The following is a 23,617-nucleotide window of genomic DNA, read 5'->3' as shown; positions in this document are numbered from 1 at the left end:
AGGGGCGGCGCCTGCGGCACCGGGCGCGACCGTGCTGGTGACGGCATCGGTGTGAGCACGGCGCCGCCGGTGATACTCAAGGGGTGAGCGAGCACACCGACTACGACGCCATCGTCCTGGCCGGGGGCGCGGCCCGACGGCTCGGCGGGGCGGACAAACCCGCCCTCTCCGTCGGCGGCCGCCCCCTCCTGGACCGGGTGCTCGCCGCCTGCCCCGATGCGGCGACGACCGTCGTCGTCGGACCCGGGCGCCCGGCCGCCCGCACCGTCGTGCAGGCCCTGGAGGACCCGCCCGGCGGTGGCCCGCTCGCCGCACTCGACGCCGGCCTGCGGCACACCACCGCCCCGACGGTGCTCGTCCTCTCCGCCGATCTGCCGTTCCTGACCGTCGCGACCGTACGCAGCCTCCTGGAGGCGGCGGCGCACACCGCAGCCCGTGACGGCGCGCTGCTCCAGGACGCCTCGGGGCGGGACCAGCCGTTGGTGGCCGCCTATCGGGCCGCCGCGCTGCGCCGCGAGCTGGCACGAGTACGGGCCGAGCGGGGCACCCTGACCGGTCTGCCACTGCGCGCCGTGCTGACCGTGTTGCAGCTCGAACGGGTCCCGGACGCCGCGTCCACGGCGTCGTTCGACTGCGACACCTGGGAAGACATCAACGCGGCACGCGCCCGCATCAGGGAGCATGGACACGTGTTGGACGAATGGATCACCGCGGTCAAGGCCGAACTGGGCATCGAGCTCGATGTCGATACGGCGGCGCTTCTCGATCTCGCGCGGGACGCGGCGCACGGCGTCGCGCGCCCGGCCGCACCGCTGACGACCTTCCTGATCGGTTACGCGGCGGGCCAACAGGGCCGGGACGTCAAGGAGTTGACCGACCGGGCCGCCGCGCTGGCCAACCGCTGGGCCGCGGAGGCCGCGGAGGCCGCGGAGTCCACCGGTGCGGCCGGGGCCGGCGGCGCCACGGGCGGCGAAGCGAAGCCCACCGAATGACCGACCGGGAACTCCGCGAGCCGTCCTGGGAGCCGTCCGGGGAGCCGTCCGGCGGGACGCGGAGCGAGGCCGGTCCGCCGGGCGATCCGGGCGATCCGTTCGCCGATGCGCTCGCGCTGGCCAACCACCCCCGCGGTGCCGCGACGGCCCACGCACGGTCCGCCGGTGGAGGCGCCGACGGCCGTCCGCCCGCCGCCCGCGGTGCCGGGGCGCCCACCCCGGACGACCGCGCCCGGCCCGACCGCGCCCCGTCCGGTGCCGACGGGCCCTGCCACCCCGCCGATCCCGTGGGGCGCCCGGGCCGGGGCAACCACCCTGCCGTCCCCTGGCGGCACGCCCGCCGCATCGCCGAGCGTGCCGTGGCCGGCCCGCTGCCCCCACCCGCGACCGCGACGCTCGGCGAGGCGCTCGGCCGTACGCTCGCCGCGCCGCTGACCGCGCTCACCGACCTGCCGTCGTTCGACACCTCGGCGATGGACGGCTGGGCGGTCTCCGGCCCCGGTCCGTGGCACCTCGACCACCCCGCCGACGCTCCCGAGTCCGCTCAGCACCCCGGCATCCTCGCGGGGCACGCCCCCACCGAGGCGCTCCCGGACGGTCATGCGATCCCGATCGCGACCGGTGCGCGCATCCCGGCCGGCGCCACCGCCGTGCTCCGTACCGAGCACGGGGAGGTCCGTGCCCGGAGCGAGGGCAGGCGCCAGCTGTACGCACCGCGGCCGGCGCCGCCCGGCCAGGACATCCGCCCGCGCGGCCAGGAGTGCCGCCGCGGCGACCACCTCCTGCCGGCCGGTGCCCTGGTGACCCCCGCCGTCCTCGGCCTGGCCGCCGCGGCCGGTTACGACGCGCTGTCCGTCCACGCCCGACCGCGGGCCGAAGTCTTCGTGCTGGGCGACGAGTTGCTCGACCATGGGCTGCCCCGGGAGGGCCGGATCCGGGATGCGCTCGGCCCGATGCTCGGCCCCTGGCTGCACGCGCTGGGCGTCGAGGCGCCCGCACCGCGTCATCTCGCCGACGACGCCGACACGTTGTACGCGGCCATCGCGGAGTCCACCGCCGATGTGGTGATCACCACCGGCGGCACCGCGTCGGGGCCGGTCGACCATGTGCACCCCACCCTGCGCCGCCTGGGCGCGGAGGTGCTGGTGGACGGGGTGGCGGTGCGCCCCGGGCACCCCATGCTGCTGGCCCGGCTCGCCCCGCGCCGGTACCTCGTCGGTCTGCCCGGCAACCCCCTCGCCGCGGTCTCCGGCCTGTGCACGCTGGCCGAACCGCTGCTCCGTGCGCTCGCGGCCCGCCGCCCGGCCGCCCCGTTCCGTACCCCGCTGGCCGCCGCCGTCCACGGGCATCCGCGGGACACCCGGCTCGTTCCGGTGGCCTACCGCGAGGACGAGCGGTACGGCCTGAGGGCGGCACCGCTGCACTTCCACGGCCCCGCCATGCTGCGCGGGATCGCCGCCGCCGATGCACTCGCGGTCATCCCGCCCGGCGGCGCGGAGCCCGGCACCGACGTCGAAATCCTGGAACTCCCCTGGCCGGCAGGTGGAGCGGCAGGCTGGCCAGCGGGCCCGTCGACGGGCTGGAACCCTCCCGGGGCGTCGTACGACCCCACCGGAGGGCCCGGGTGAAGCTCCCGTCCCACGACGCCGCGGCGCGCGAGGTGCCCGAGGACCGCTCCCACCGGGTGATGCTGCCGCGCCGCGCCCCCAAGGCACCGCTACGGCAGGTCGGCCGGCGGCTGTTGATGGCGCTGCTGGTGCTGCTCGCGACGGTCTTCATCGTCTGGATGGACCGCGCGGAGTACCACGACAACGCCGACGGGAGGGTCGACCTCCTCGACTGCTTCTACTACGCGACGGTCACGCTCTCCACCACCGGTTACGGCGACATCGTCCCGTACGGCGACAGCGCACGGCTGCTGAACATCCTGCTCATCACGCCGCTCCGGGTGGTTTTCCTGATCATCCTGGTCGGCACCACACTGGAAGTGCTGACCGAGCGCACCCGTGAGCAGTTTCAACTGAAACGCTGGAGAAAAGCCTTGCGCGACCACACCGTCATCGTCGGCTTCGGGACCAAGGGTCGTTCCGCCGTCCAGACCCTCCGGGCGACCGGGCTGGGGCGCGAGCGCATCGTCATCGTCGACCCCAGCTCCAAGGTGGTCGACGCCGCGGTGGCCGAGGGGTTCGCCGGTGTGGTCGGGGACGCGACCCGCAGCGATGTGCTGCTGCGGGCGGAGATCCAGCGCGCCCGCCAGGTCGTCATCGCCACCCAGCGCGATGACACCGCGGTGCTGGTCTCGTTGACCGCCCGTCAGCTCAACAAGAAGGCCAACATCGTCGCCGCGGTGCGGGAAGAGGAGAACGCCCCGTTGCTGCGGCAGTCCGGCGCCGACGCCGTCATCACCTCCGCCAGCGCGGCCGGCCGGCTGTTGGGCCTCTCCGTCCACAGCCCCAGTGCGGGCACCGTGATGGAGGACCTGATCCAGCAGGGCAGCGGCCTGGACCTGGTGGAGCGGCCGGTCGTCAAAGCGGAGGTCGGCCGTTCCGTACGGGAGACCGACGACCTGGTCGTGTCCGTGCTGCGCGGCCATCGGCTGCTCGGATATGACGATCCGGAGGCCAGCCCGCTACAGAGCACGGACCGCCTGATCACCATCGTCCGCGCGACCACGGCGGAGGAGTCGGACCTCCCCGGCGGGCAGCCGGTGAAGTCGACCCTGCCCGGCACCAGCGTCTCCCCGATGCGCCGAGTGGATGAATAACCCGACGGTATGCAAGGGCGGGTGGCCGACCCGACCGTAGTCAGCGGCCCCCGCACCGTCGCTCCGCGCACGGACGACGAGTAGCCTCGCGCCCATGCGAGCGATCACTATCCCGGAGCCCGGTGGCCCCGAAGCACTTGTCTGGGCGGAAGTCCCCGATCCGCAGCCCGCCGAGGGCGAGGTCCTGATCGATGTCGCGGCCAGCGCCGTGAACCGCGCCGATCTGTTGCAGAGGCAGGGCTTCTACGACCCGCCGCCGGGCTCCTCCCCGTACCCCGGTCTGGAGTGCTCGGGGCGGATCAGCGCGGTCGGTCCCGGGGTGCACGGCTGGGCCGTCGGCGACGAGGTGTGCGCGCTGTTGGCGGGCGGGGGTTACGCGGAGAAGGTCGCGGTGCCCGCCGGGCAGGTGCTGCCGGTGCCGGTCGGCCTGGACCTGGTCACGGCCGCCGCGCTGCCCGAGGTGACCTGCACGGTCTGGTCGAACGTGTTCATGATCGCGCACCTGCGGCCCGGCGAGACGCTGCTGGTCCACGGCGGCGCCAGCGGCATCGGCACGATGGCGATCCAGCTCGCCAAGGCGGTCGGCGCGCGGGTCGCGGTGACCGCGGGCGGCTCGGAGAAGCTGGCCCGCTGCGCCGAGCTGGGCGCGGACATCCTCATCGACTACCGCGAGCAGGACTTCGTCCAGGAGATCCGCAAGGCCACCGACGGCACGGGCGCGGACGTCATCCTCGACATCATCGGCGCGAAGTACCTGCAACGGAACGTCAAGGCGCTGGCGATCAGCGGACGGCTGGCGATCATCGGGCTTCAGGGCGGGGTGAAGGCGGAGCTGAACCTCGCCGCCCTGATGGCCAAACGTGCCGCGATCACCGGGGCCGGGCTGCGGGCCCGCCCGCTGAACGAGAAGGCGGCGATCGTCGCCGCGGTGCGGGAGCACGTCTGGCCGCTGATCGCCAACGGTCAGGTCCGGCCGATCGTGGACCGTACGCTCCCGATGGCCGAGGCCGCCGAGGCGCACCGTGTGGTGGACGCCAGCGTGCACGTCGGCAAGGTCGTGCTGACGGTCTGACCCGGCCCCTGCGCGGCCGTCTGCACCGCCCCTCCCGCATGTCGGCGGATACCCCGGCCGACAGCTTCGAGATGCCGTGAATCTGATCACATGTGACGCTGGGCTGGTCACCCGACGGCTCGGCACGGGAGGGGCACTGTGGTCGCTCCAGGATTCCGTTCGCGCATTGCCACCGGTCTGTTGGTCGCCGCCGTCGTCCTGCCCGTCCCTGTGGGGAGCACCCCCGCGGCGGCCTCGGACTGGCAGGACACACCGGTCGACCGGTCCCCCGACCTCATCCGCCCCGGCGATCCGCCCGACATCGTGCTGCCCGAAATCCTCGGGCCGGCGGGCTTCGTTCCCGACGACTTCGGGGCCGAGGATCGCCTGAGCGACCTCTCGCCGGCCGCGGGGCTGGCCGGACTGTTCCGGGGTCACGCCGGTCACCCCGGGGCCCCGACGCGCTTCCGCGAGCTGCCGGACCGGTTTCCCGGCCTGCCGTACGGGCTGCCGGGGTTCCCGCACCGGCCGCATCTGCACCCCGGGCACGGACGCTGGCACCACCGCCCTCATCACCCGTTCGGCCCCGGATCCCCGCCGTACGCAGCCTCCCACCCCGGCGACGGCGGAACGGGCCTACGGGACGCCAGCGACTCCAGGGCGGATCGGCGTGACGTCAACCGCGTCCACCCTCGGCCCGGCCGCCGCGGCGCGTCACCGAAGCGCCGTGCCGCCGCACGTCCCAAGACCCCTGCCTCCGCCGCGGCACGCCCTTCTCCCGCGCGCCGCACCGCTGCCGGGGAGCGGCACGCCCGGCACCACGACGAGGCGCTGCCGCCGCTTCCGACGCCGAGCTCTGCGCAGAAGGGTTCCCCCACCCCGGGAAGCACGGACGATGAGGCGGTCGCGACGCCGGGCCCGTACGCCATGGAGGCTCCGCCGGCCCCGGTCGAGCGGGTGCTGCCGATGGGAGCCGGCCTTGCGCTGACCGGCCTGGGACTGGCCTTCCTCGGCCTGCGGCTGCGGCGGCACTGACCCTGTCCGATGTTTCACGTGAAACACGACACCGGCCCACGCCGTTTCACGTGAAACAGTGCGGTGATTCCGACCGTTCGATGTGAAACGGCGGGAATCCGTTGTTTCACGTGAAACATCGCCCGACGGATCCCCGGGGAAAGGTGGATCACGTTCTCCCGGGGGCACCAACGTTCATAACCCCTCGTACGAGAGAATGGCGGCATGGATATGCCGATGAACGAACGGTCGCAGGAGAACCCGCACGTCCTGGTTGTCGGCCCGGACGGCATGGCGCTCGGCAACGCCGGCTCCGGTGGCGGGAACGAAGGGGATGAGCCCCGCGAGGTGCCCGTGACGGACATGGTCGAACAGCCGGCCAAGGTCATGCGTATCGGCAGCATGATCAAGCAGTTGCTGGAGGAGGTGAAGGCCGCTCCTCTGGACGAGGCGAGCCGGGTCCGGCTCAAGGAGATCCACGCCAGCTCGGTCAAGGAGCTGGAGGACGGGCTGGCACCCGAGCTGGTCGAGGAGCTGGAGCGGCTGTCGCTGCCGTTCACCGATGAATCGGTGCCGACGGAGGCCGAGCTGCGGATCGCCCAGGCCCAGCTGGTGGGCTGGCTGGAGGGTCTCTTCCACGGCATCCAGACCGCGCTGTTCGCCCAGCAGATGGCGGCCCGCGCCCAGCTGGAGCAGATGCGTCGTGCGCTGCCGCCCGGTGTCGCTCCGTTGGAGGGCGACGAGGGCACGTCCCATCACGGCGCCCGCTCGGGCCCGTACCTCTAGGACTCCCTGGGGAGGCGCACCGCGCGCTGAACAGGTGGAAGGGGCCGGCACGCACTCCGCGTGCCGGCCCCTTCCGTTCGGGCTACGGGCCCGTCAGCCGCTGCGACCGGTCGAGATGGTCAGCTCGATGGTGTCGTCCTTGCTCGGGTACCACCAGCTGATGGCGTCCGGCTTCTGCTGAGTGACGGTGTTCTTGCCCCAGATCGAGCTGTCCTCCTGGCCGACGATCTTGTACTTCCAGCCGGCGGCCTCGATGCACTTCTTCACCGAGTCCAGGTTCTTGAAGCGGAACGACGGGATGAGGATCTTGCGCTTGTCGGCGTAGCTCCTGGTCGGGTTGGTGCACTCGGAGCTCAGGATGGTCGCGGTCTTGTCCTCGGGCCGGACGCTGGGCGACGGGGAGTAGCTGGTGGAGTAGGACGACGCCGTCGGGGTGTCGTTACCGCCGGGGTCGTCGCCGGAGCCGGCGCTCAGCCCGATGCCGATCGCGATCGCGGTGACCACGATCACACCGACTATCGCCGAGACCACGATCACCGGGGTGTTGTTCTTCCGCCCGCCGGGGCCACCGGCCGACGGCATCGAGGCAGTCACCGGCGGCGGGGGCGGGGTGTACGCCGGCGGCGCCTGGAAGCCACCGCTGTTGAACGGCGCCGGGCCGGGGATCGGGCCCGGCACTGGAGTCGGGCCGGGGATCGGGCCCGGCACCGGAGCCGGGCCGGGAATCGGGCCCGGGACCGGCGTCGGGTAGGCGTTGGTCGGCGGCGGGGGCGTCTGCGGCCCGAACCCTGCGGCCTGCGTCGGCTGGTACGGCTGCTGCACGTTCGGCGGGGCCGGGGTCTGCGGGGTGCCGGACGCGGTGGGGAACACCGCGGAGGACACCGAGGCGCCGCTGGTGCGCGCCCGCGGGCCCTCACCGATGATCAGCGGCGTCGCGCCGGACTGTCCGGACCCGGCGATCCGCAGGCACTCGTCCCGCATCGCCTCGGCGGTGGGGAAGCGCTCGTTGGGGTTCTTCTTCAGCGCCCGGGCCACCAGCGCGTCCACGGCGGGCGGCAGCGACTGGTTGATGCTCGACGGGACCGGCGGCTCTTCCTGCACATGCGCGTAGGCGATGGCGAGCGGGGAGTCCGCGTCGAACGGCAGCTGACCGGTCAGCAGCTCGAAGAGCATGATGCCGACCGAGTAGAGGTCCGAGCGGGCGTCCACGCCGCGGCCCAGCGCCTGCTCGGGGGAGAGGTACTGCGGGGTGCCGACGACCATGCCGGTCTGGGTCATGGACGTCACGCCGGACTGCATGGCGCGGGCGATGCCGAAGTCCATGACCTTGACGACGCCGCGCTTGTTCAGCATCACGTTGCCGGGCTTGATGTCGCGGTGGACCAGGCCCATCTCGTGGCTGACCTCCAGCGCGGCCAGCACATCGGCGGTGATCTTCAGGGCCTTCTCCGTCGGCATCGCGCCGTGCTGGGCGATGTCGGCGTCCAGATCGGAGCGGAGCGGCTGGCCCGCGACGTACTCCATGACGATGTACGGCACCATGCCGCCGTCGAGCTCGTCCTCGCCGGAGTCGAAGACCGAGACGATATTGGTGTGCGTGAGCTTCGCCACGGACTGGGCCTCGCGGCGGAAGCGCTCGCGGAAGGCCTGCTCACGACCGAGTTCGGTGTGCAGTGTCTTGATCGCGACGTCACGGTCGAGCACGGTGTCGTGCGCGAGGTGTACGGACGCCATGCCACCGGCGCCGAGAAGATCACGAAGCTGGTAACGTCCTCCGCCGACCGAACGGCCCTCGAATTGGCCCTGAGCGCCGTCCTGGCTCATCGTCCCGCTTCCCCCTAGCGCACGGCGCACTACCCGTACGTATAGCGATCAAAATCTGGAATTCCGCAGCCAAGTCTGCCCCAGGCCTCGGACACGTCAAGCTGTGTGCCCGTTCCGTGACCAGATGTGCAAGATCCCGTCACGGCGGTGAGACGTTCCGCGGTCTCGATTACCCCCGGTGAACTTGCGATATCAGGCATTCGGCGGGTTTGATGACCGGTCCACGACGGACCGGCGGGTGCCGCCGAACCTGTAGCGTGCTCTAGCGAAGACCGATGACCTTACCGCTCTCAAGCGGATCGATTCGACGGCGAGGACCGATGGCACCGACGCAGAGCCCCCAGGGCCCGTCCGATCCTGAGGCCACCGGCTCCAATATCCCCGATGCACCGGAGATGTGGGGCAATGGCGGGTTGGTCGGCGACGGCCGGTACCGGCTCACGCGACGACTGGGCCGTGGCGGTATGGCGGAGGTGTTCGCGGCCGAGGACGTGCGTCTTGGCCGCACCGTCGCCGTGAAGCTGCTGCGTGCCGATCTCGCCGAGGACCCGGTGTCCAAGGCCCGCTTCACCCGCGAGGCACAGTCCGTGGCCGGGCTGAACCACCACGCGGTGGTGGCGGTCTACGACTCGGGCGAGGACCTGGTCGGCGGCAGCACCGTGCCGTACATCGTGATGGAGCTGGTCGAGGGCCACACCATCCGTGACCTGCTGCACAACGCCGACGCCCCGCCGCCGGACCAGGCGCTGATCATCGTCTCCGGAGTGCTGGAGGCGCTGGCCTACAGCCACCAGCACGGCATCGTCCACCGCGACATCAAGCCCGCGAACGTGATCATCACGAACAGCGGCGCCGTCAAGGTCATGGACTTCGGCATCGCCCGCGCCCTGCACGGCGCCCAGTCGACCATGACCCAGACCGGCATGGTCATGGGCACGCCCCAGTACCTCTCCCCGGAGCAGGCGCTCGGCAAGACCGTCGACACCCGCTCCGACCTCTACGCCACCGGCTGCCTGCTGTACGAACTCCTCACGCAGCGGCCGCCGTTCACCGGCGAGACTCCGCTTTCGGTCGTCTACCGGCATGTTCAGGACATGCCGGTGCCGCCGTCCGACGTCGCCGGGGCGGTGCCGCCGGAGCTGGACGGCCTGGTCATGCGGTCGCTGGCCAAGGACCCCGACGACCGGTTCCAGACCGCGGAGGAGATGCGCGGCCTGGTCCAGTACTCGTTGCAGATGCTGCACGAGCAGGGCGGGCACACCGGTACCTGGAACACCGGCCCGGTCGCCGTGCACCAGGGCGGTCTCACCCCGTCCATGGGCACCGCCGCGACCACCGCGCTGCCGCACCCCGACGCCGGCCAGACCACGGCGCAGCCGATCCTGACGCCCGGCATGCGGGAGGACGACGGCGGTTTCGACGGTGGGCCGCGGCCCGCCAGGGGCGGCCGCGGCAAGGTCTGGCTGATCGCCGCGCTCGCGGTGATCGCCATCGCGGTGGGGGTGGCCTTCGCGCTCCAGAACACCGGCGACCAGAACAAGAAGCAGCAGACCCCGGCCACGCAGTCGCCGACGCCGTCGCAGCACGACAAGACGAGCGAGCCGCCGTCGGAGGAGCCGAGCACCCCCGAGACCCAGCCGGGTGGCAGCGGCGGCGACGGCGGGACGTTCACCCAGCCGGAGACGCAGGAGCCGACCACGTCGCCGACGACCCAGGAGCCGACGACCGAGCCGCCGACGACCGAGGAGCCGACGACCGAGCCGCCCACCGACACCACCGGTGGGACGACCGACGGCGGGACCACGGACGGTGGCACGACCGACGGTGGGACCACGGACGGCGGCACCACCGACGGCGGGGCCACCGCCGGCACGGACGGCGGCACCACCACCGCCGGCGCGGACAGCGGCACGTCCCTCGGTGCGACCGGCTGAGGGAGCCGTCCCCCGCCGCCCGCGTTCAGCGGGTGAACGCGTCCCGTACGGCGCGGTATTCGCGGGTCCACCACACGGCCAGTGCGGCCGCCGCCGGGAATTGCGGATCGGTGCGGCGGTCGCCGAGCTGGTAGCGCCAGGTGAGCATCCAGAAGTCGTTCAGCCGTTCCCACCACACCCGGTGGACGGCCGCGGCCAGCTCGTCGGCGTCGGCTCCACAGGCGCTGCGGTAGGCGCCCGCGTACGCGGCCACCTTGGCCAGGTCCAGCGTGCCGCAGGGGCGCACGAAGAAGATCGCGGCGGCGCGGACCGCCTCCTCGGCGCGCGGCTGGACGCCCAGCCGGTCCCAGTCGACGATCGCGGTCGGTTCCGCGCCGCGGTAGAGCACGTTCAGCGGGTGGAAGTCGCCGTGCACCCAGCCGGCGGCCGGCTCTGCGCCGGGCGCCGGGCGGCGGTGGGTCTGCCGCTCCAGGAGGGCCCGGCGCTCCAGCAGGCGGTGTTCGGCGAGCTCGTCGAAGCTGGTGCGCGGGCGGGCCCGGCGGGCCAGGGCCAGCAGCTCGTCGATCATCTCGAAGGTCCGCGCGGGGTCGGCGCCGGCGTCCGCGCAGGGGGGCCTGGGCGGGGGTGGTTCGTCCGCCATGACCTGCTCAAGTGCGGTGTGCACCAGCCCGAGCAGGGCGCCCAACCGGCGGGACTGGCCGCAGGTCAGCGCGGCACCGCCGAGGTGCCGGCCCTCGACCCAGGGGTGCAGGGCGTAGCAGCGGCCGTCGAGGACCGTCACGGTGCGGCCGTCCGCATCGGCGACTGGTGGGGCGACCGGCAGGCCGAGCGCGGCGAGCCGGCGGGTGGCGCGGTGCTGGCGGGTGATGGCGGCGTGGTCGCCGTCGAGGTGGTGCTTGAGGAAGTAGCGGCCGCGGGTGGTGGCGAGGAAGTAGCCGTGGTTGAGCAGGCCTTCGGCGACGGGCTCGCAGGACAGCGGCGTGCCGGTGCCGGTGTAGTGGCGGAGCAGGGATCCGAGGGTGTCTCTGTCGGGCGTTGCCGCCGTCCGGACTACAGATGAGCGCAGCACGCGCCAGATGTTAGATCAAATGCACCCGTCGGAGTGGGTCCGAGGGAGAGCCTCACGCAGAGTGCGCATGGTGGTGGACGGGCACGTCCGTGAGGTGGTGCAGGGTCACGAACTCCGGCTCGATGCGCAGGAAGACCGGGTCGAAGGGGGCTGCGTCGGCCAGCCGGGGCGTGGGCCCGAAGAGCGCCCGCTCGGTGGGGGTGGGGGTGACGACCCGGGCGGTGCCGATGAACTGCACGGACCAGGTGTCGGAGGTGCCGCAGTTGACGTTGTCGGCCTCGTACGCGACCACACTGCCGTCCAGGGCCTGGTGGTAGTTGTAGCCGCGGTGCAGCCGCAGCATCAGCTGCCCGTCGTCCAGCACGAGGTGCCGGGTGACGGTGGTGAAGGGCAGCGCCCGCCGACTGGCCGAGACCCGCCCGTAGGGGGTGCGGCCGAGCAGCTCCATGGCACGGAAGTCGTCGGTGAGCATGGCACCACCTTGCCGTCGGCTGCCCGGTGCCCAGTAGGGCCCAGCAGCCCGAGGAAACGGGACGATGGTCCCGAACCCCCCTCGCCGGCGCGGCGTCCTGTCCGGCCCCGCGCGGCCTCAGTGCCGCTCGGCCTGCATCCGCGCGACGTATGCGGCGGCCTGGGAGCGCCGCTCCATGCCCAGCTTGGACAGCAGGCTGGAGACGTAATTCTTGATCGTCTTCTCCGCGAGGTGGAGCCGCTCGCCGATCGCGCGATTGGTCAGCCCCTCGCCGATCAGATCGAGGATCTTGCGCTCCTGGTCGGTGAGGCTCGCCAGCCGGTCGTCGCCCTTGGCGGCGTTGCCGTCGCGCAGCCGCTCCAGGACGCGGGCGGTGGCCACGGGGTCGAGCAGTGACTTGCCGGCCGCCACATCGCGTACCGCGGAGAGCAGCTCATTGCCCCGAATGGCCTTGAGGACATATCCGGCCGCACCGGCCATGATCGCATCGAAAAGGGCCTCGTCATCCGCGAACGAGGTGAGCATCAGACACTTGATGTCCTCGTTTTGTGAACGGATCTCCCGGCAGACCTCGACGCCGCTGCCATCCGGGAGTCGGACGTCGAGCACCGCCACGTCGGGACGCGTCGCCGGGATCCTGACCAGGGCATCTGCGGCGGTGCCGGCCTCGCCGACCACCTCGATGTCCTCCTCGACGGTGAGCATTTCGTGGACGCCGCGCCGGACGACTTCATGGTCGTCGAGCAGGAATACCGTGATTTTTCCGTCTTCGCGCACCACCCCAGTCTCACACATCGACTCTTCCCGTGCTCCAGGTCACCGATATAACGTGCCGTTGTCCCGGCGGCCTGCAACGCTGTGACCAGGAGTTGTTCCCAGCCTTCGCGATTTACTTGGAAATCCAAGCAAAATCGCAGGTCAGCGCCGTTTCCACTTCGGCTTTGACAATGGGTAACGTGCAATGAGCAGGCCACGTTCCGGGAGCTTTGTTCCACCCGGTTCCGGCCGCGTTCGCACACACCCCGTGCGCCGTATCGGATACCGGGTGAGCCGCAATACGGCCACCGGCGGACCCCGGGGGCCGGACAGACGGAGGAGCAGCACGTGACCGTGGAAGGCACTGCGCAGCGGAAGAACGCCCGCGGCAGCAGCAAGCGCACCACCGCCAAGAAGGCGGCGCCGGCGAAGAAGACGTCTCCGGCCAAGACCCGCACCGGCGACCGGCCCGACCAGGCGGAGCAGGATCAGCTCGTACAGCTGCTGACCCCCGAGGGGCAGCGGGTCGAGCACCCGGATTACACGATCGACCTGTCCCCGGAAGAGCTGCGCGGCCTCTACCGCGACATGGTGCTGACGAGGAAGTTCGACGCCGAGGCGACCACCCTCCAGCGCCAGGGCGAACTGGGTCTGTGGGCCTCGCTGCTGGGCCAGGAGGCGGCCCAGATCGGCTCCGGGCGTGCGCTGCGCGATGACGACTACGTCTTCCCGACCTACCGGGAGCACGGTGTGGCCTGGTGCCGCGGCGTCGACCCGACGAACCTGCTGGGCATGTTCCGCGGCGTCAACAACGGCGGTTGGGACCCCAACAGCAACAACTTCCACCTCTACACCATCGTCATCGGTTCGCAGACGCTGCACGCGACCGGCTATGCGATGGGTGTGCAGAAGGACGGCGCGGATTCCGCGGTCATCGCGTATTTCGGAGACGGTGCCTCCAGCCAGGGCGACGTCGCGGAATCCTTCACGTTCTCCGCGGTCTACAACGCTCCGGTCGTGTTCTTCTGCCAGAACAACCAGTGGGCGATTTCCGAGCCCACCGAGAAGCAGACCCGGGTGCCGCTCTACCAGCGCGCCCGCGGCTACGGATTCCCCGGCGTACGGGTCGACGGCAATGACGTGCTGGCCTGTCTGGCCGTGACCAGGGCGGCGCTGGAGCGGGCCCGCACCGGTCAGGGCCCGATGCTCATCGAGGCGTTCACCTACCGGATGGGCGCGCACACCACCTCCGACGACCCGACGCGGTACCGGGCGGACGAGGAGCGGGTGGCCTGGGAGGCCAAGGACCCGATCCGGCGGCTGCGGACGTATCTGCTGGCCGAGGGGCTGGTCGACGACGCGTACCTGGCGTCGATCGACGAGGAGAGCGAGGCCCTGGGCAAGCGGGTCCGCGAAGCCGTACGCGCCATGCCCGACCCGGACCACATGGCGATCTTCGAGAATGTCTATGCCGACGGGCACGCGCTCGTCGATGAGGAGCGCGTGCAGTTCGCCGCGTACCAGGCGTCGTTCGCCGACGCCGATCTCGTCGCGGAGGGGAACTGATCATGGCCGTCTTCGAGAAGATCACCATCGCCAAGGCGATCAACGCCTCGCTCCGCGCCTCCATGGAGGCCGACCCCAAGGTCCTCGTCATGGGCGAGGACGTGGGCAAGCTCGGCGGCGTCTTCCGCGTCACCGACGGGCTCCAGAAGGACTTCGGCGAGGACCGGGTGATCGACACCCCGCTGGCCGAGTCCGGCATCGTCGGTACCGCCATCGGCCTGGCGCTGCGCGGCTACCGCCCGGTCGTCGAGATCCAGTTCGACGGCTTCGTCTTCCCCGCGTACGACCAGATCGTCACCCAGCTCGCCAAGATGCACGCCCGCGCGCTGGGCAAGGTCAAGGTGCCGGTCGTCATCCGCATCCCGTACGGCGGTGGCATCGGCGCGGTCGAGCACCACTCCGAGTCCCCCGAGGCGCTCTTCACGCACGTCGCGGGCCTGAAGGTGATCACCCCCTCGAACTCCTCCGACGCCTACTGGATGCTCCAGCAGGCCATCGCCGGCGACGACCCGGTCATCTACTTCGAGCCCAAGCGGCGGTACCACGACAAGTCGCGGCTGGACACCGAGTCGATCCCGCACCCGCTGCACAAGGCCCGGATCACCCAGAGCGGCTCCGACCTGACACTGGCCGCCTACGGCCCGATGGTGAAGGTCTGCCTCGACGCGGCCAAGGTCGCGGCCGAGGAGGGCAAGTCGGTCGAGGTCGTCGACCTCCGCTCACTCTCCCCGATCGACTTCGACACCGTGCAGTCGTCGGTGCAGAAGACCGGCCGGCTGGTCGTCGTCCACGAAGCGCCGGTCTTCTTCGGTGCGGGCGCGGAGATCGCCGCCCGGATCACCGAACGGTGCTTCTACCACCTGGAGGCCCCGGTCCTGCGGGTCGGCGGCTACCACTCCCCGTACCCGCCCTCCCGGCTGGAGGACGAGTACCTTCCGGGACTGGACCGGGTGCTCGACGCCGTCGACCGTGCGTTGGCGTACTGAGGGTTTGAGGAGAGTTCGTGACCATGACTGCAAGTACCGCCAACGCGCAGCGCTTCCGCGAGTTCAAGATGCCCGACGTGGGCGAGGGGCTCACCGAGGCCGAGATCCTCAAGTGGTACGTCCAGCCGGGCGACACCGTCACCGACGGCCAGGTCGTCTGTGAGGTCGAGACCGCCAAGGCAGCCGTCGAACTGCCCATCCCCTACGACGGGGTGGTGCACGAGCTGAAGTTCGGCGAGGGCGTCACCGTCGACGTCGGCACCGTCATCATCAGCGTGGACACCGATCCCGGAGCCGGGCCGGCCGAGGCGCCGGCGGCGGTCGGCGCTCCGCAGGAGGCCGCCGTCGCCGATGAGGAGGAAGCCGAGCCGCAGGGCCGCCAGGCGGTGCTGGTCGGTTACGGCGCCGCGCCGTCCTCGACCAAGCGCCGGGCCCGCAAGCCGCAGCCCGCCGTGCCGGCCCAGCCGGAACCCGTGAGCGCCGCGCTCCAGGCGGAGCTCAACGGACGGGCCGCCCCGGCGCCGCTGGCCGCCCCGGTGGCCGCGGCGACGCCCGTTGCCCCGGCCGCCCCCGTCGCGCCGGCCGTGAGCGCCGTCCGTGCCGGAACCACCGGTCGGCCGCTGGCCAAGCCGCCGGTGCGCAAGCTCGCCAAGGACCTCGGTGTCGACCTGGCGACGATCGCCCCGACCGGGCCGGACGGCATCATCACCCGGGAGGACGTGCACGCGGCCGCCGCTCCGGCAGCCGCGCCCGTGTCGGCCGCACCGGTCGAGGCCCCCGTGCCGATGGCGGTCGCCCCCGCCGGGGCCGGCGTCGTCGACACCGCCGCCCGCGAGCGGCGGGTGCCGGTCAAGGGCGTACGGAAGGCCACCGCCCAGGCGATGGTCGCCAGCGCCTTCACCGCGCCGCACGTCACGGAGTTCATCACCGTCGATGTGACCCGCACGATGAAGCTCGTCCAGGAGCTGAAGCAGGACCCGGACCTGGCCGGGCTGCGGGTCAACCCGCTGCTGCTCGTCGCCAAGGCCTTCCTGGTCGCCATCAAGCGCCACCCGGAGGTCAATGCGTCCTGGGACGAGGCGCAGCAGGAGATCGTCTACAAGGACTACATCAACCTCGGGATCGCGGCGGCCACTCCGCGTGGGTTGATTGTCCCGAACATCAAGGACGCCGGCGCCAAGACGCTTCCCCAACTCGCCGCGGAGCTGGGCGAGCTGGTCGGCACCGCGCGGGAGGGCAAGACCTCCCCCGCGGCGATGACCGGCGGCACGGTCACCATCACCAACGTCGGCGTCTTCGGCGTCGACACCGGTACGCCGATCCTCAATCCGGGGGAGTCGGCGATCCTCGCCTTCGGCGCGGTCAAGCTCCAGCCGTGGGTCCACAAGGGCAAGGTGAAGGCGCGTCAGGTCACCACCCTCGCGCTCTCCTTCGACCACCGGCTGATCGACGGCGAACTGGGCTCCAAGCTGCTCGCGGACATCGCGGCGGTGCTGGAGCGGCCGAAGCGGCTGATCACCTGGGGATGATCCGGGATGCGGGGCCGGCCGGGCCAGTGCGTCGTTTCACGTGAAACGACCCCTCTGGCCGGCGCTGTTTCACGTGAAACAGCGTCGATGGCCGGTCCCGCCCACCTTTCCGGGCTCATCGACGAGTCTCCCCTCGCCTCCCCCGCGCCTCCGCTCCGTCCGTACGTCAGCGCATACGCCGGATATCGGCAGGCCGGGGTCCCGCCGCGGCAACACCGTGGGCTCCCCTCGCCCCGACTGACCCTGATCTTCACCCTCGACGAGCCGCTCACGCTGGCCGGTCACCCCGATCCCGGCCAGGCCCCCGGCGCCTACGACACCCTCATCGGCGGACTGCACACCCGCCCCGCGCTGATCACACACCAGGGCCGTCAGTCCGGTGTCCAGCTCGGCCTGCATCCGCTGGGCGCCCGTGCTCTGCTGGGGCTGCCGGCCGGGGAGCTGGCGAGCATCGACCTGCCTGCGGAGGCCGTCCTCGGGCGGTGGGCCACCGAGCTCGGCGAGCGGCTGCGGGCGGCCGCCGACTGGCCGGAGCGGTTCCGGTTGCTGGACACACAGCTGCTGCGCCGGCTGTCACCGGCGGCGGGTGGCACTGGTCCGGGCCGTGGTGCCGGCCCGGCGCTCGAGGTCGTCCGCGCCTGGCGGCTGCTGGCCCGGTCGCGGGGCGCCGTACCCGTGGCGGCGCTCGCGGACGACGTCGGCTGGAGCGCGCGCCATCTGACGGCCCGCTTCCGGCAGGAGACCGGTCTGACGCCCAAGGCCGCCGCCCGCGTCATCCGTTTCGACCGTGCCCGACGGCTGCTCGGCGCCGCGGCCGGTACCGGCACCCCGCCGCTGCTCGCCGACCTGGCCGTCCACTGCGGCTACTTCGACCAGGCGCACCTCGCCCGGGAGTTCCGTGCGCTGGCCGGCTGCCCGCCCAGTCGGTGGCTCGCCGAGGAGTTCCGAAACGTCCAAGCCCCCGAGGGGGGCGGGGCGGAAGGCTGAGGCCGGCGGTCCACCGGGGGCCGCGTACGACCGAGGAGGTCCGGCGCTCATGGCCAAGAACACCATCACGTCCGAGGACACCGTCACGCCCGCGGACACCTCCGACACGATCCCCGCACCTCAGGTCTGGCCGGTGGTGCGGGCCAGCGACGCGCACGGTCTGATCCGCTTCCTCGTCGAGGCGTTCGGGTTCGAGGAGACCGCCGTCTACGGGACCGCGGAGCGGGTCGAGCACGCCGAGCTCTGCTGGCCCGAGGGCGGCGGCATCATGCTCGGCTCCGTCAAGGAGGCCGAGGAGGACGGGGACCACTGCCCGCTGCGGCCGGGGACCTTCGGCTGCTACGTCGTCACCGCGCACCCCGATGCGCTGTGCGCCCGGGCACGGGCGGCCGGCGCGGAGATCACCGAGGAGCCGAACGACACCGACTACGGTTCACGCGGCTTCGGCGCCCGCGATCCGGAGGGCAACAGCTGGTCGTTCGGTACCTATCGCGGCGGGCCGCGGAAGGTTTGAGGGGGTGTCCCTCCGAATCGGAGGGACACCCCCTGCCCCGAGTGCATGGCGGGCAGCCGGAGGTGTCCGGGGCCCGTACTGGCGTAGGTCAGCCCCGGATGAGCTCGACCGCGCGGCTGAAGTGCGCCACCGGCCCGGTCGGGCCGGACTCGTCGTCGTGCGCGGCGCCACGGGTCAGTGCGACGCCCGCCCACAGGCCGGCGACGATCAATGCCAGTACGACGGTGTTCCGCGTACGGCGGCCGGCGTTCGTCCTGGACTGCATGGTCAACTCCCCTTGGATGTCGGAGCCTCCCGGCCCCTGTCTCCATTCACCCATGGGATGCGGTCCCGATCCGTACGCGCCAGGTACGGAATCCCGTCAGACTTGAGGTGGACCTTACGTCAGTCTTAGGTCCCCCCTCGCGGCAGAGGCCGGCCCGGGCCCGTAAAGGGTTTGCCGCTGTCGGCCGTGCTGTTTACGGTCGGCGAAATGAGCCGCGACATGATCATTCGGCCTTATCGGGCCTCTGACCAGGACGTTGTCATCGATCTGTGGTCCCGGGCGGTGCGCCGGGCGCATCCGTTCATCGAGGGCGAGGGCGAGGGCGAGCGGGCCCGGATCCTCCGCGAGGTGTACCTCGTCCAGGCCGACAACTGGGTCGCCGAGCGCGACGGCACCGTCATCGGACTGCTCGGACTCCTGCCGGGCGAGCACGGGGAGCACAGCGGGGACGGTCCGGACGAGGGGCCGGGCGCCGAGGTGGGCGGGCTCTTCGTGGCGCCGGAGGCCCAAGGGGGCGGAATCGGGCGGCAGTTGCTGGAGCACGCCGCCGCGCTGCACGGTGCGCTGACCCTGGAGGTCTTCGAGGCGAACGACCGGGCCCGCTGCTTCTACGCCCACCTCGGCTTCACCGAGCGGGTGCGCCGGATCGACGAGCGGACCGGCCATCCGCTGATCGCGCTGGAGCGGGTCGCGCCGCTGCGGTCGGTGGGCTGGCTGCATCTGCGCGAGGGGCGGTTGCTGAGCGTGCGGACGCGGGGGAACGACACGTTCTACCTCCCGGGTGGCAAGTACGAACCCGGGGAGACGGCGCGCGAGGCGCTGTCGCGGGAGCTCTCCGAGGAGCTCGGTCTGGCGGTGCCGGCCGAGGAGCTGTCGGAGGCGTTCGTCATCCATGCCGTCGCCCACGGCAAGAACGGCCGCCGGCTCCACATGACCTGCTTCACGGGCGGGCCCCAGGACATCGCACCGATCCCGGGCCGGGAGATCGCCGAGTACGCCTGGTTCGACGGCCGGGAGGCGCGCGAGCGCTGCGCCCCCGCCCATGCGCAGGTCGTGGCCCGACTGGTCGCGCAGGGCCGTATGCCCGCCTGACGCTGGCTTGCCGGCACGGCCCCGGAGCCCCGAAGCCGCGCGAGGCAGGGGCTCCGGAGCCCCGAAGCCGCGCGAGGCAGGGGCTCCGGACGGTCTCCACGAGGGCGCTAATGCCCCTCTACCAGGACAAACGCCCCATCGATCGTCCGCATCGCGGAATGAGGTGACGCACGCATACCTGTTGTATCTATCCTGTGCGCATGCCCTCCGCGTCCACGCCCACCGCCCCCGCCAGAGAGCCCGCCGCCAAGCAGCCGCCCGCCGCCGAGCGGGTCTATGCGCATATCAAGGACGCCGTCCTGGACCGCCGCTACGAGGGCGGGATGCTGCTCACCGAAGGGGAGCTGGCCGACGCCGTGGGGGTGTCGCGGACCCCGGTGCGCGAGGCGCTGCTGCGGCTGGAGGTCGAGGGGCTGATCAAGCTCTACCCGAAGAAGGGCGCCATGGTGCTGCCGGTCTCCGCACAGGAGATCGCCGATGTCGTCGAGACCCGGCTGCTGGTGGAGAAGCACGCCGCGGCCAAGGCGGTGCCCGCGAGTCAGGCGCTGATCGACGAGCTGGCCGAGCTGCTGGAGACGATGCGGGAACAGGCCTCATCGGGCGATCTGGCCGCCGTCTCGGTGACCGACCGCGCCTTCCACGCCGCCATCGTGCGCAGCGCCGGCAACCAGATCCTGGACCGGCTCTACGAGCAGCTGCGCGACCGTCAGTTGCGGATGGGCGTCGCGGTGATGCACGCCCACCCGGACCGGATCGCCAAGAACATCACCGAGCACGCCGAGATCCTCGACGCGCTGCGGGCGGGGGACGCGGACGCCGCGACCGCCGTCGTGCACCGGCACGTCAGCTGGGTCCGCAACCTCGCCCAGGGAGAGGTGCGATGAGCGCCGGCACCGGCGGATCGGAGAGCCCCAGCGGCTCCGGCATAGGCAGCGGCTCCGCCCGTCCGCTGCCCCCGGACCCGCCCGGCGGTCGCCGGGCCATGGCGGTCTGGGGCATCGGCGTCGCGGTCTACTTCGTCGCGATCACCTATCGCACGAGCCTCGGCGTGGCCGGCCTGGACGCCGCCGAGCGCTTCCACATCAACGCCTCGGCCCTGTCGACGTTCTCCATCCTCCAACTGCTGGTGTACGCGGGGATGCAGATACCCGTGGGCCTGATGGTCGACCGGCTCGGCGCCAAGAAGGTGCTGACCCTCGGGGTGGTGCTCTACACCGCCGGCCAGTTCGGGTTCGCGCTCTCCGCGTCGTACCCGACGGCGCTCGGCTCGCGCGCCCTGCTCGGCTGCGGGGACGCGATGACCTTCATCAGCGTGCTGCGGCTGGGTTCCCGTTGGTTTCCGGCCCGTCGCGGCCCCATGATCGCGCAGATCGCGGCGCTGGTCGGGATGGCGGGCAACCTGGTCTCCACCCTCGTCCTCGCCCGGTTCCTGCACACCTTCGGCTGGACCCCGACCTTCGCCGCCAGTGCGGCCGGCGGCATCGTCGTGCTGATCGTGCTGCTGCTCTTCCTCAAGGACCACCCCGAGGGCTTCGCGCCGTCGCCCCCGGCCTCCGGGCACACCGGCGCCGGCTTCGTACGACGGCAGATCGCGGACGCCTGGCGCGAGCCCGGCACCCGGCTGGGCATGTGGGTGCACTTCACCACCCAGTTCCCCGCGATGGTGTTCCTGCTGCTCTGGGGCCTGCCGTTCCTCGTCGAGGCGCAGGGCCTGTCCCGCGGCACGGCCGGTGAGCTGCTGACCCTGGTGGTGCTCTCCAACATGGCGGTGGGCCTGGTCTTCGGCCAGATCATCGCCCGCCACCACGCGGCCCGAATGCCGCTGGCCCTGGGCACCGTCGGCGCCACCGGGCTGATGTGGGCGATCGTGCTGTCCTGGCCGGCCGCTCATGCGCCCATGGGGGTGCTGATCGTGCTGAGCGTGGTGCTGGGCGCCTGCGGTCCCGCCTCGATGATCGGCTTCGACTTCGCCCGGCCCGCCAACCCGCCCGAGCGGCAGGGCACCGCCTCCGGCATCGTCAACATGGGCGGCTTCACCGCGTCGATGACGACCCTGCTGGCCGTGGGCGTCCTGCTGGACGAGACCGGCGACAACTACCGGATCGCGCTGGCCTCGATCTTCGTTCTGGAGGCGTTCGGAGTCGGGCAGATCCTCCGACTGCGCCGCAGCGCCGCACAGCGGGAGCGCGAGCGGCTGGTCGTCAGCCGGGTCGAGGCGGTACACGTCCCGGCGTAGGAGGAGGCGGGGGCTGTTTCACGTGAAACACACTGCCGGGACGCCCCCGCCCCGTCTCCCGTGGTGTTCCGCTACGGCGTGACCGCGAAGTTGTCCAGGATCGCCTCGGCCAGCTCACGGTCACCGTCGATCTTGATCTGCTCGGCGACGGCCGACGGGCGCACCCGGCCACAGGCCAGCTGGTGGAAGACGTCCCAGTCCAGCGCGAGCGTCACGGTCGGGCCGAGCGAGACGCTGCCGTCGATCGTGGCATTGCCCTCGGCGTCGATGCGGACCGTGCGCAGGAACTCCAGCGCTCCGCTGACGTCGAAGACCACCGCCGAATCGGTCGGTGCCTGGGCCCGCTTGGCGACGACCGCGGGCAGCGCCTTCACCAGCAGATCACGGGCCACATGGGCACCGGGGGAGTCCAGATTGCCGGGCTTGCCCAGCACTCGACGCAGGTCCTGCTCATGCGCCCAGACGTCGAACGCCCGCTGCTGGAGGACGAATTCCAGCGAGCGCTCCTCGCCCAGCGGGCTGCGCACGATGGCGTCGGGCTGACGGGACTCGTTGCGCAGCTGCCGGGAGCGACGGATGACGGTGTATTCGAGCTCGCTGAGCATCTCCGGGGCCGTGTGGTGCCGCCGGACGTCGACCTGCACCTCCATTCGGCGCGCCGACTCGCTGCGTACGTGGTAGAGGTCGCGCGGCAGCGTGTGGATCGGCCGTGGGTCCCCCAGCATTTCGCATTCCAGGCCGATGACATGGGAGACCACATCGCGAACGGACCATCCTGGGAGGCACGTCGCCCTGCTCCACTCGCCTTCGACGAGGGGAGTCACCAGCTCGGCTATCGCTTCTATGGAGTGAGTCCAGGCATCGATGGAGGACTGAAGGCTGGGATGGACGGTCACGGGACCCCTCGGACGGTTCGTACGCGGGCTGCTGTCTGTGCAGTTAAGTTACGCTGCGCACGGGCACCCCGGCAGTGCTTTCGGGGCACCATCGTAGGCCGATATGGCAAGGCCGTAGAGGGCTGCGACCCACCTCGTGGGGCCCGCTGCTCAGCCCACTCCGTGCTCCCGCTCCGCCAGCCGGATGACGCACACCGCGATGGCGATCAACAGCGCCGGATCCGCGTCGTCCCGCACGACATTGACCGCATAGGTGTCGCGCACGGTCAGCCAGCGCCGGGAGATCTCGGCGAGCAGTTCGCCCTCGTACTCGACGGCGAACTCGCGGTCCAGGATCTTGCCGCTGACGTCCAGTTCCGAGCCGTCGGCCAGCGCCACCCGGTAGTGGTTGCGCAGCAGCGAGAGCCGCTTGCGCTTGATGGTGGCCAGCGGTGCGTCGTCCCGCTCGATCGTCATCGTGTCGCGCAGGGCCAGCATCTTCTTGCGAATGGTGATCAGCACCCGCCGCTCGGGGTCCTTCAGTTCGAAGGTCTCCCGCAGCCGGAGCGCCTTCCCGTCCACCAGGAAGGCGTGGTGTCCGTACTCGTCCTCGATCCAGTAGTCGTCACCGATGCCGAAGATCCGGTCGCGGACGAGGAACTTCCGGGAGTGCGGGGGCCGTGCCCCGGGGGATTGCCGCATGGCTGACCTGTTCCCCGGTGCCCCTGCGGAATGCGCAGGCACCGGAGTGACGTTGAATGTCCACATGGCTTCACGTGCGCGCGTCCGGGCCCCCGAGCTGATCGGCAAGGGCGGTTGGCTGAACACCGGCGACAACGACCTCACCCTCTCCGACCTGCGAGGACGCATCGTCGTTCTGGATTTCTGGATTTCGTAAACCAATG

Annotated in this window: 23 protein-coding genes; 16 read left to right on the top strand and 7 right to left on the bottom strand. The window is 71.6% G+C overall.

Annotation, left to right across the window (positions count from 1 at the left end):
• Positions 1–83 precede the first annotated feature (83 nt).
• The 6 genes from AB0C96_RS01590 (at position 84) to AB0C96_RS01565 (ending at position 6,607) form a co-directional block, all read left to right on the top strand.
• Positions 84–992, top strand: coding sequence for an NTP transferase domain-containing protein (locus AB0C96_RS01590; protein ID WP_362912519.1), 909 nt, complete (start codon positions 84–86; stop codon positions 990–992).
• The gene (locus tag AB0C96_RS01585; protein WP_362912517.1) at positions 989–2,620 is read left to right on the top strand and encodes a molybdopterin-binding protein; all 1,632 of its coding nucleotides are present in this window, start codon (positions 989–991) and stop codon (positions 2,618–2,620) included. The genes AB0C96_RS01590 and AB0C96_RS01585 overlap by 4 nt, the downstream gene beginning before the upstream one ends.
• Entirely contained in the window at positions 2,617–3,756 is a 1,140-nt protein-coding gene (locus AB0C96_RS01580; RefSeq protein ID WP_362912515.1) for a potassium channel family protein, read from the top strand. Before AB0C96_RS01585 ends, AB0C96_RS01580 begins: the two co-directional genes overlap by 4 nt.
• A gap of 94 nt (positions 3,757–3,850) precedes the next feature.
• Positions 3,851–4,828, top strand: coding sequence for an NAD(P)H-quinone oxidoreductase (locus AB0C96_RS01575; RefSeq protein WP_362912513.1), 978 nt, complete (start codon positions 3,851–3,853; stop codon positions 4,826–4,828).
• 138 nt (positions 4,829–4,966) lie between these two features.
• Complete coding sequence (locus AB0C96_RS01570; protein ID WP_362912511.1) at positions 4,967–5,842, top strand: hypothetical protein; 876 nt, start codon at positions 4,967–4,969, stop codon at positions 5,840–5,842.
• 204 nt (positions 5,843–6,046) lie between these two features.
• On the top strand, positions 6,047–6,607 hold the full coding sequence (locus AB0C96_RS01565) for a bacterial proteasome activator family protein (RefSeq protein WP_362912509.1): 561 nt from the start codon (positions 6,047–6,049) through the stop codon (positions 6,605–6,607).
• Positions 6,608–6,700: 93 nt separating this feature from the next.
• Here the strand turns inward: AB0C96_RS01565 and AB0C96_RS01560 are convergent, their stop codons facing one another.
• A complete protein-coding gene (locus AB0C96_RS01560; protein ID WP_362912507.1) occupies positions 6,701–8,431 on the bottom strand; it encodes a protein kinase in 1,731 nt (576 codons plus the stop codon).
• Between the two features lie 320 nt (positions 8,432–8,751).
• Here AB0C96_RS01560 and AB0C96_RS01555 point away from each other — a divergent pair, with 320 nt between their 5' ends.
• Positions 8,752–10,365, top strand: coding sequence for a protein kinase (locus tag AB0C96_RS01555; RefSeq protein WP_362912505.1), 1,614 nt, complete (start codon positions 8,752–8,754; stop codon positions 10,363–10,365).
• A gap of 25 nt (positions 10,366–10,390) precedes the next feature.
• On the opposite strand, the gene AB0C96_RS01550 is transcribed toward AB0C96_RS01555, so the two are convergent.
• The 3 genes from AB0C96_RS01550 to AB0C96_RS01540 form a co-directional block, all read right to left on the bottom strand.
• Complete coding sequence (locus AB0C96_RS01550; RefSeq protein WP_362912503.1) at positions 10,391–11,434, bottom strand: phosphotransferase; 1,044 nt, start codon at positions 11,432–11,434, stop codon at positions 10,391–10,393.
• Positions 11,435–11,486: 52 nt separating this feature from the next.
• Positions 11,487–11,906, bottom strand: coding sequence for a pyridoxamine 5'-phosphate oxidase family protein (locus AB0C96_RS01545; RefSeq protein ID WP_362912501.1), 420 nt, complete (start codon positions 11,904–11,906; stop codon positions 11,487–11,489).
• A 117-nt stretch (positions 11,907–12,023) separates the two neighbouring features.
• A complete protein-coding gene (locus AB0C96_RS01540; protein ID WP_362912500.1) occupies positions 12,024–12,683 on the bottom strand; it encodes a response regulator transcription factor in 660 nt (219 codons plus the stop codon).
• 327 nt (positions 12,684–13,010) lie between these two features.
• Between AB0C96_RS01540 and pdhA the strand changes: the two genes are divergently transcribed.
• From pdhA to AB0C96_RS01515, 5 genes are all read left to right on the top strand, one after another.
• Entirely contained in the window at positions 13,011–14,228 is a 1,218-nt protein-coding gene (gene pdhA, locus AB0C96_RS01535) for a pyruvate dehydrogenase (acetyl-transferring) E1 component subunit alpha (RefSeq protein WP_362912498.1), read from the top strand.
• Positions 14,229–14,230: 2 nt separating this feature from the next.
• Complete coding sequence (locus AB0C96_RS01530; protein WP_362912496.1) at positions 14,231–15,214, top strand: alpha-ketoacid dehydrogenase subunit beta; 984 nt, start codon at positions 14,231–14,233, stop codon at positions 15,212–15,214.
• A gap of 23 nt (positions 15,215–15,237) precedes the next feature.
• On the top strand, positions 15,238–16,743 hold the full coding sequence (locus AB0C96_RS01525) for a dihydrolipoamide acetyltransferase family protein (RefSeq protein ID WP_362912494.1): 1,506 nt from the start codon (positions 15,238–15,240) through the stop codon (positions 16,741–16,743).
• 87 nt (positions 16,744–16,830) lie between these two features.
• Positions 16,831–17,730: a helix-turn-helix domain-containing protein gene (locus AB0C96_RS01520; RefSeq protein ID WP_362912493.1), complete on the top strand. Its 900-nt coding sequence runs from the start codon at positions 16,831–16,833 to the stop codon at positions 17,728–17,730.
• A gap of 49 nt (positions 17,731–17,779) precedes the next feature.
• Positions 17,780–18,244 (top strand): VOC family protein, encoded by a 465-nt coding sequence (locus AB0C96_RS01515; RefSeq protein WP_362912491.1) that lies wholly within the window; start codon positions 17,780–17,782, stop codon positions 18,242–18,244.
• An 88-nt stretch (positions 18,245–18,332) separates the two neighbouring features.
• On the opposite strand, the gene AB0C96_RS01510 is transcribed toward AB0C96_RS01515, so the two are convergent.
• Positions 18,333–18,509: a hypothetical protein gene (locus AB0C96_RS01510; RefSeq protein WP_362912490.1), complete on the bottom strand. Its 177-nt coding sequence runs from the start codon at positions 18,507–18,509 to the stop codon at positions 18,333–18,335.
• A gap of 219 nt (positions 18,510–18,728) precedes the next feature.
• On the opposite strand from AB0C96_RS01510, the gene AB0C96_RS01505 reads away from it, so the two are divergent.
• The 3 genes from AB0C96_RS01505 (at position 18,729) to AB0C96_RS01495 (ending at position 21,837) form a co-directional block, all read left to right on the top strand.
• A complete protein-coding gene (locus AB0C96_RS01505; RefSeq protein ID WP_362912488.1) occupies positions 18,729–19,601 on the top strand; it encodes a GNAT family N-acetyltransferase in 873 nt (290 codons plus the stop codon).
• A 200-nt stretch (positions 19,602–19,801) separates the two neighbouring features.
• Positions 19,802–20,485 carry a GntR family transcriptional regulator gene (locus tag AB0C96_RS01500; protein ID WP_362912486.1) on the top strand — a complete coding sequence of 228 codons (684 nt, stop codon included), beginning with the start codon at positions 19,802–19,804 and terminating at the stop codon, positions 20,483–20,485.
• A gap of 98 nt (positions 20,486–20,583) precedes the next feature.
• Positions 20,584–21,837 (top strand): MFS transporter, encoded by a 1,254-nt coding sequence (locus AB0C96_RS01495; protein WP_362912907.1) that lies wholly within the window; start codon positions 20,584–20,586, stop codon positions 21,835–21,837.
• 71 nt (positions 21,838–21,908) lie between these two features.
• Here AB0C96_RS01495 and AB0C96_RS01490 read toward each other — a convergent pair whose 3' ends face one another.
• Together AB0C96_RS01490 and AB0C96_RS01485 are read right to left on the bottom strand one after the other, a co-directional pair.
• Positions 21,909–22,733 (bottom strand): maleylpyruvate isomerase family mycothiol-dependent enzyme, encoded by an 825-nt coding sequence (locus tag AB0C96_RS01490; protein WP_362912484.1) that lies wholly within the window; start codon positions 22,731–22,733, stop codon positions 21,909–21,911.
• A 150-nt stretch (positions 22,734–22,883) separates the two neighbouring features.
• Positions 22,884–23,414 carry an LURP-one-related family protein gene (locus tag AB0C96_RS01485; protein ID WP_362912482.1) on the bottom strand — a complete coding sequence of 177 codons (531 nt, stop codon included), beginning with the start codon at positions 23,412–23,414 and terminating at the stop codon, positions 22,884–22,886.
• On the opposite strand from AB0C96_RS01485, the gene AB0C96_RS01480 reads away from it, so the two are divergent.
• The gene (locus AB0C96_RS01480) at positions 23,413–23,610 is read left to right on the top strand and encodes a hypothetical protein (protein ID WP_362912924.1); all 198 of its coding nucleotides are present in this window, start codon (positions 23,413–23,415) and stop codon (positions 23,608–23,610) included. The genes AB0C96_RS01485 and AB0C96_RS01480 overlap by 2 nt on opposite strands.
• The last annotated feature ends 7 nt before the right edge of the window (positions 23,611–23,617 follow it).

This window comes from Streptomyces sp. NPDC048506, from assembly GCF_040651315.1.
Classification (GTDB): Bacteria; Actinomycetota; Actinomycetes; order Streptomycetales; family Streptomycetaceae; genus Streptomyces.
Note: the sequence above shows the minus strand (reverse complement) of the source record. Positions and strands in the feature narration are given on the sequence as shown.